Source organism: Arthrobacter sp. MDT2-3 (genome assembly GCF_059090465.1).
On the sequence record NZ_JBNHFS010000011.1, the window covers coordinates 21105 to 28819 of the forward strand.

General features: G+C 62.3%; 5 protein-coding genes and 1 pseudogene. 1 reads left to right on the forward strand and 5 read right to left on the reverse strand.

What is annotated here, in order from left to right; genetic code table 11:
- The first annotated feature begins 271 nt into the window (after positions 1-271).
- The gene (locus AC5RUQ_RS20855; protein ID WP_493949177.1) at positions 272-2014 is read left to right on the forward strand and encodes a MarR family transcriptional regulator; all 1743 of its coding nucleotides are present in this window, start codon (positions 272-274) and stop codon (positions 2012-2014) included.
- Positions 2015-2154: 140 nt separating this feature from the next.
- Here the strand turns inward: AC5RUQ_RS20855 and AC5RUQ_RS20860 are convergent, their stop codons facing one another.
- The 5 genes and pseudogenes from AC5RUQ_RS20860 to AC5RUQ_RS20880 form a co-directional block, all read right to left on the reverse strand.
- Complete coding sequence (locus tag AC5RUQ_RS20860) at positions 2155-2907, reverse strand: hypothetical protein (RefSeq protein ID WP_493949178.1); 753 nt, start codon at positions 2905-2907, stop codon at positions 2155-2157.
- Positions 2904-3845 (reverse strand): ParA family protein, encoded by a 942-nt coding sequence (locus AC5RUQ_RS20865; RefSeq protein WP_493949179.1) that lies wholly within the window; start codon positions 3843-3845, stop codon positions 2904-2906. Before AC5RUQ_RS20865 ends, AC5RUQ_RS20860 begins: the two co-directional genes overlap by 4 nt.
- A 1761-nt stretch (positions 3846-5606) precedes the next feature.
- Positions 5607-6382 (reverse strand): annotated as a pseudogene (locus AC5RUQ_RS20870) (magnesium and cobalt transport protein CorA); the annotation flags it as partial.
- A 234-nt stretch (positions 6383-6616) separates the two neighbouring features.
- The gene (locus tag AC5RUQ_RS20875) at positions 6617-7018 is read right to left on the reverse strand and encodes a response regulator transcription factor (RefSeq protein WP_493949180.1); all 402 of its coding nucleotides are present in this window, start codon (positions 7016-7018) and stop codon (positions 6617-6619) included.
- A gap of 127 nt (positions 7019-7145) precedes the next feature.
- Positions 7146-7715 (reverse strand): hypothetical protein (locus tag AC5RUQ_RS20880; protein ID WP_493949181.1); only part of this gene is annotated, 570 nt, incomplete at its 5' end.

The window sequence follows — 7715 nt, forward strand, 5'->3', positions numbered from 1 at the left end:
CGAAGCTTGAGACTTACCCTCTGGATTGCTTGCCGGCGGATCAGATTGTAAGTCGTGGAGGGCCTGAACAGGCCATCCTTTGTGTTGCTATGAAACCGATCTGGCAGGATCGGCCCTTTTTCATACCTCAATCCCCGGAAGGATTACTCACATCGTACATCAGCACGTCTCCGTGCTGCCAGCACGCCCCGCTGTTGGCGTGTCCACGCAGCCAGACGATCCAGCAACCGTTTGGGCAGCTCTGGCTCCCTTGCTGGCCGGCCAGCCCAGAATGCGTCTCTCTCGTGATGCGGGTAAAACGTACCCGCAGAAGCACGAACGGAACCTGACAGAAGCACTCCCCTCGCTGCCCGCGGCCGTGAGAATTTTCGGTAAGGACGGTACCTGCGCGGCGATCTTTCTCGACTTTGACTCCTCAGTAGCCGGACTCGATTGGGTACAGGCCGACGTCCGCGCGGTCCAGTCCTGGCTGTACTCGGTCGGGGCCCGCTGGATTGAGGACTACTCCCCCAACGGCGGTCGCCACGTCTATGTCCCGCTCGCACGGCGGGTCACCTTTTCAGAAGCGCGTGACCTTGTCGAGGCGCTGGGTACCCGGTACCGGAGCCTGGACAAGACCCCACACCAGAACCTGCTTCACGGCTGCATGCGAACTCCCGGCTCACCGCACAAGCGAGGCGGCTACCAGAAACTGGCGATGAGCCTGTCCGTGGCCTACGACATCGCCCGCAGGCCCAACAGCGCCGCCGTCTGGGCGGCCATGACCGACGACCTGGCCGCCGAGATCAAGGCCGTCAGGGCACTTCGGCTAGAGGAAACTTTGACTTCGGCTAGCTCTGATGTTCCCGTGGTTGAGCAGCCGGTGGGGCGCATGTCCCGGGCCATGCAGGTGCTCGCCCAGACCGGCATGTACGACACCACCCGGTACGCCTCTGATTCCGAGGCCCGCCAGGCAGTCATCCTCAGTGCCGCGGCCGCCGGCTTGGAGCTGGTGGATGTGGAGCGCCGGATGCTACAGGGAACCTGGCCTGGGCTGGCCTCCTTCTACGCCCGATACGCGGCCCGCCACCGCTCCCCGTCACTGCGCCGCGACTGGATGAGCGCCGTCAGCTTCTTGAGCAAAAAGACGGCCCAGACCGACCCGAATGACAATGTCCGCAGATCCCCCACAAGCCAGCCAAATACACAGCCGGCAGAGGTAAAGGGGATCCGCCCAATTTCAAATCCCGATGCAGAGCATCGGTTTATTCGGACCTGGCGAAACGCCTTGCGTATCAGGGAGGTGAATTACCAACAATCCAGGACTGGAATGGCGCGGCGGATGGTTCTTAGGGCATTAGGGGAGGCAGCCCACATGACTGCGTCTCGGTTCGTTGAATTCGGCGTGCGGTCCATTGCCGTGGCCACGGGTCTCGACCACACCACTGTTGGCCTGCACTTGAGGCAGCTGCGTGCGGAGAAGGACCCTCTGGTCACCCTCGTTGAAAAAGCCAGGGGAACCAAAGGTGATCTCTACATGCTGGCCATCCCCGAAGAACTGAAAAGTGTTGCTGAGGATGCTACTTGGCAGAAAGGGAAAATCCACGCACTGCGACCTGTCTTCCGGGAACTGGGGCTGCCGGCCGCGTTCGTCTACGAAGCGTTGGAGCACTCCCCCGGGTTGCCGACCGCCGAGATTGTGCGGATCACCCGGCTGTCTCGTTCCGCTGTCCATGAAGCCCTGGAAGTCCTCGCCGCTTGGAACCTGGTTGTCCGTAGTCCCAGCCGGGTCTGGTCAATCGTGGCTGGGACATCACTGAGACAGCTCGCTGAGCAATTCGGGGTCCTCGAGGCGGTTGCCGTCCAGTTGCAGCGCTACCGCAACGATCGGATCATCTGGCGGGAATGGCTCGCCAGGAAAGTCGCTACCGTCCCGGAGCTGCTCTCCCCCGACGAAGATTATCCTTGGGAGGTGTTCGAGGGGCCGCCCGATGAATGGTCACTGTCCGACCTAGCCTTCAACAGAATCGGATGAGGGTCAGCGCAGAGGCCTGTCAGTGTGTGAGCCCATCATCCACTTACAACGTAATGTTCGCACTCTCCGTTTTCGAGCCATAAGTTATGCCATAAGCACTACGGGAAGACATGCCATGCTTGTCTCGAAGAGGTCCAGCATCACTCCCCCGCAGTCTGTCCCGCTTGGATATGAAGCTTGAAGACGGCCGAGACGAGCGCGCTGCGTGACGGTGCGTCGAACTCCCTGACCTTCTCATCCAGCCAGGCAACCTGCAGTCCGTCGAGGCGCAGCTGGATCTGAATGCCGGCCTCTCCCCGTTTCCGCGGTGCACGACGGGGCATGCCGGAGCTTGTCAGCGTGGTCTCAGCACTGAACTCCTTGGTGATCTGCTTGTCGTCGACGGCTTCGAAGGCGTCAATCAACAGGTCGGCGTACGTGGTCCGCTCCTGATATGCGGCATCTTTGACTTGGGCCAGGAGCGCCGGCGGCAGGTACACCCCAACGTTGCGCAGCGCCCCGGGAACCAGCTCGGAGGCTTTGGTCGCGTTAGCTGCCTTTTTTGTAGCAGGCTGATGCTGCGTAGTGGCCTTTGGGGCCTTGACGGATGTAGGCGCGGGCTCCTCCTGCTCCCCTGCCTCCTCAAAAGGCGCCTCCTCTACAGGTGCTTGCTCAGTGGCGTGCTTATCTGTCTGCGGCTGCTCAGTAGGTACCTGCGTGTCACCGGGAACGGGCCCTGCTGCTGGCAGGACCCGGGTGCGTTCCCGGGCCGGTGCCTCCCCGGACTCTCTGGTTTCGGGTTGCGGCGAAGGGGCACCCCTCCCCCGTTTCGGAGCCAGCAACCCTTGCAGTGCTGCACCACGGGCAGGCGCTACAGGGGCGAAGGCCTCGGCAAGGCTCTGTCGACCGCTCATTCGTGGTTCCCGCTTTCGATCTCGTTCAGTCGCGCGAGGATCTCACCGGTCAGCTGCTCGTACTCTTCAGCCAGTCCCCCGGCATTGCGCGAGAAGAAACCGTCCACCGGCTTCTCCCCCGCCCGGAGCGCCTTCAGGCGGTTCCTCTGACCGTCGGTAACGGCACCTTCAAGTTCGTGGAAGAGCAGGCCCTTACGGCGGGCGTCGGCGCTTGCGCTCTCCAGGTTCCTAATGCGGGTTTCGAAGACCGGGGCGACGGTGCCGAGCATTTCTTCCAAGGTGTCTCGGACGCTGCGTTCCAAGCGCAAGGAGCGCGGTCCGACACCGAATAGGACGATGCCTGCCAACTGCAGGGACGGGTTTCGGTCACGTACCGCCATGAAGCGGCGTGCTATGCGTTCGACACCGTCGATGCTCGCATCATCTGAACGGGTAGGAATGACAACGGCGCTGGAGATCGCGAAGGCGCCTTCTACGAGGATCCGCTCCCCCGGCGGGGTGTCGATCAGGATCAAGTCGTAATCGTCGGCCAGCGGGGCCAGAACGGCGTAGAGCATGTCGCCGAAGTCGCCGGCATCGGAGCGGCTGGAGCGGGACACCATGAGGCCCTGGATGTCTTCGAGGTCCTGGCCACCGGGGATGACGTCAAGGTTTTCCCGCACCTCGCGCAGGATCATCGGCGTTGTGCCGGCAATGAGGGCCTGGAAGAATTCCCTGCCCGACTGCCGCTCGTATCCGAGGTCGCGGGCCAGGTCGCCCTGCGGGTCAAGGTCGATCAGCAGTACGCGGGAGCCGGCCAGCGCTACGTACCCGCCAACGTTGGCTGCAGTGGTCGTTTTGCCGACTCCGCCCTTGCCGTTCGCCAGAGAGACGACACGGTCAATGGCCCGTGTCGCTTGGGGTTTGGGGGGTGCGGGGGTTTGCAGTGATCGTGCCATCGGTCGGTGACTCTCCTACTTGCTGGGTTGCATGTTGTCCTGCTGTCAACGCTATGTGCACTCCTCTGGGAATGTTGGTAGTGACACGCATAAGAGGGATAACAGTGCGCAAAGCAGGGCCATATATTGAGGTTCCCGTTATGGACATTGCTGGGCGTCACACCTTATCCCCCACCCGGGGCCACGTGAGATGGACAATTGACTCTTCAACTTGGCGCTGTATTTTCTCTGTTGCTGGAGATCCTGTGCTGGCTCTTATTGGCTGGCCCGTTGCTGTCCCTGTGAGGAACCCCGCCTGTCTACCTACTTCTCGGCACGTTGGGCGTCAGGCTTGGCCAGCTATTACCGCTCCTATTGTTCGATTAGCCTGTCGCTAGGCATTACTTCTTACGGGACGATTGGCTTGAGCCCCAAGGATTCGTCCAGCGCGTCTTGTAGCTGAGCGTCAAATAGGTCATATGGCATGGTTTATGGCGTGGCTTATGGCATGTGCTGTTGTTGGCCGGACAATGGACCGCATAACTTGTGGCTCAACAAGGAGCATGGCTGCGCTACAGCGTGTAACCACAATAGGGCCCCCGCGCAGAGGCCGCCGTCGGCCCGAGGAATTAACACAGTCGTGCGGTAAATCGATGGCCGGTGGTTGGTCCCAGGGGAGAGGGCGGGGGAGGCACTCCCGGACAAAGGCCCGGCCTGCCGGTCGGGCCCCGGACCACCCCTTTCGGTGGCAGCGGGGAACGACGTCGTTCGGATGTACATCTGGCCCAACTCGACCCGGACTTTGGCGGATGCCGGCACGGAGGTTTTGCAGTTCCTCTAGCCGGTGCTGCCAGCTCGGCCGCGTCGTCGGCCTCTCGCATTGAGGGCTTGTCCCATCCGGGCTCGGCTGCCAGGGCCTCACGGTAGATGGGGGAAAACGGACCCGGGCTTATCCAATACTCCCCAAAGCGACTCCCAAAGCTCATCAAAGGCCACTTTCCCTTTGGCTGAGAATAGACCAGCTGAGACACATTGCTGAGACAACGCACGGTTTGCTGGAACCGCTGGAATGCAGGGCTCTGGAAATAGTTGACGACGAGCTCGCCTGGTCTTGTTAAAGGATCCATAGATGAGACAGGAAACGTGTTGCATCTCTGGGGCTGCAGGGATGATCAGGGCTCACCCTTCGGCCTACACCAACCTCCAAACCCGAAGCCTGATTTCCTGAACTACTGTCTCTCGCTTCTTCACCCCCGGGGACTGCCCCGGCCGTATTAAGCTGGGTTAGCTGGGTTAGTTCAGCACGGTCGCGAGGAGATTCATGGCAGCGAAGGCCCCGGCAATGTCCCCGTCTGACTTGCCCGTCGCAGATGTACTCGCAAGCGCCATGGGCCCTCGGCGCGCCGATGACAGCGGGCGCGGGGGCCGTGCTCCCTTGCTCGCTTTCGCGCCGGGTCCCGACAAGCACACGATCTACCTCATCAACGACTTTTCGGAGCGCTGGCCCCATCTCCTAGCACGCCTGGGCAGGCACGTGCGAGCAAGGCATGCCTCTACCTCACGCGCTTGACGGGGCTGGACCGCAGCGCGCTTCGGGAGTTGCTGGAGCATTCACTCGCCGAGACGCGGCCGCCGGTGCATCGAGCGAGCTAAAGTACCGGTTCACTGGCAGCTCGTAGATCCACAGCTCGCCTATGGCATCATGCTGAACAGGACTGACCAGGCGCATAGTGTTGAGGACCGCCTCGAGTGCCGTTTTGGATCGTGCTGCCGGTGTTGGTGTTGGTGCCCGACGAGGGCGGCGTTAACGGTCAGGGCGTTTTGCAGCAGGGAACGAAACCCGTCCACCCGTTCGACCAGGCGCAGGACGTGGTCGTGGACATCACGGAGTCTGCGTTGCAACTCAATATCGAGGGAGTATTTGTCCGAGCCGCGGAGGAGGGCTTCGAGCATGCCGCGCAAGGGGTGGGTGGCGCGCTGGAATTCGATGACTTCGCGGGAGAGTTCGTAGATGCGGCGGGTGACGTCCGGGCTGGAGCCGAACAGTTCGTCCTCGATCTCATCGATGTCGTTCTCCAGCCCGGCCACGACCGGTTCGTACTGGTCCACGACTTCGTCCAGGATCGCGTACAGGACCGCGTGGGGGCCGAGATTCAGCAGGCCGGGATCGGTTTCGAGCCGGCGGCGGACCCGCTTCAGGTCCGGGGATTCGGCGTGACGGATGGTCACGATGAACTCGGGGCCGACGAAAACGTGCAATTCGCCGAACTCGACCTTCTCCACATCGTCCAGGTACCGGGCAGGACGCAGGACTGTGAAGAGAGTCTCGCCGTAGCGTTCGAGTTTGGCACGCTGGGGGCCGTGCAGGGCGTCTTCGACGGCGAGTTCGTGGAGGTTGAATTCGCGGCGACCGATTGGATCTCGGCAGGTTCGGGCCGGTAGAGCCCGATCCAGGCCATCCCGCCGCGTTCACGCATCACTTCATAGGTCTCGTCCAGGTTCCGGGGATTGTCGGTCCGGTGGCCGTTGACGTAAACGGCGTTATCCACCATGGTCATGATCGAAGCCCTCCTCGGGGAATCTGGGGGATGGTCCCTTCCGGGACCGCTGGCTGCAGCCGGGCACCGGTGAAGGTACCCGCACCGCGGAAAGATGCCCGTGCACTGTACCGGGCAGCGTGGTGCGACCCGACGATGGGGCGTTCTTCGGGGAGGCGGTAGAAGCCCCTCGCCTCACGCGAAAAGCAGCGCTGTCTCGTGTGGCTTCGGACGCGTCCGTAAGCGGTCGACACGTCAGGCCATGGAAGGCGTCTTGGCCAGTTGGGTGCGGGGCCGGCGCAGCATGGCTCTGATTCGGGCACGTAGTTCGTGGGGTCGAAACGGCTTGCCGAGGTAATCGTCGGCCCCGGACGCCAGGCCCATCAGCACGTCCTCTTCGGCGATCAAGCCCGTGATCATAATTAGGTAGGCGTTGCTGAAGGTGCGAATCCTGCGGGCTGCTTCGAAACCATCGAAGCCAGGCAGATCAGCGTCCATAGTGATAATGACAGGATCGTAGTCCCTGACTGCTTCGACGCCTTCGCTGCCGGAGGACGCCTGATGAACATCGAAGCCCGATTGCTTGAGCACATCTGACAAACAGGCTCTGACCTCGTCATTGGCCTCAACAACGACCGCGCTGCCCCGACCGGTCATCCGTTATTCCTTTCTGATTCCGGACAGCGGTCCGGTGGCGAACGTCTGCCGTTCGCCACCGGACCGTGATCCCGAGATCTCTTGAGCTGATTAGCGGGGCAATTCCTGTGCCCCCTTTTATGGTTGGTTAGGCTGTGCGGCGCTTGCGCAGAAGCAGCAGGCCAGCGATGAGGAGGAGCAGAGCGAACGGAACCAGCGAAGCGTCAAGACCCGTTTTGGCCAGGACTCCTGCGCCCTGGGTCTGGGCCTTGCCGGTTGAAGCAGCAGCCACAGCGCTGCCGGACGTCGTGACGCCAGCGGTGCTGATCGAAGCGGAACCGGTGTTCGCCAGGCCCGTGCTGGTGCTGGCGGTGGTGGAGGTGCCATTGCCCGGAATCGTGCCGAGGCCAGTACCCGGGGTTACGGTTCCCGTGCCTCCGCCAGTGCCGGTACCCGGGGTGACCGTCCCCGTGCCGGTGCCCGGGTCTACAGTTCCCGTACCGCCGGTTCCACCACCTGGAACTTCAGTTCCGGGTGTGCCGGTTCCGGGAGTCTCCGTACCGGTTCCCGGGTTTCCGATGCCAACGCCGATGCCCAGATCAACGTCTACTTCCACTCCACCGGTGGTGGGGATGGTGGTGCCGGTGCCGTTGGTGCCGCCCAGGCCCAGGCCCAGGTCTACGTCGGCTACGACGTCGGTGGTGGGGATGGTGGTGCC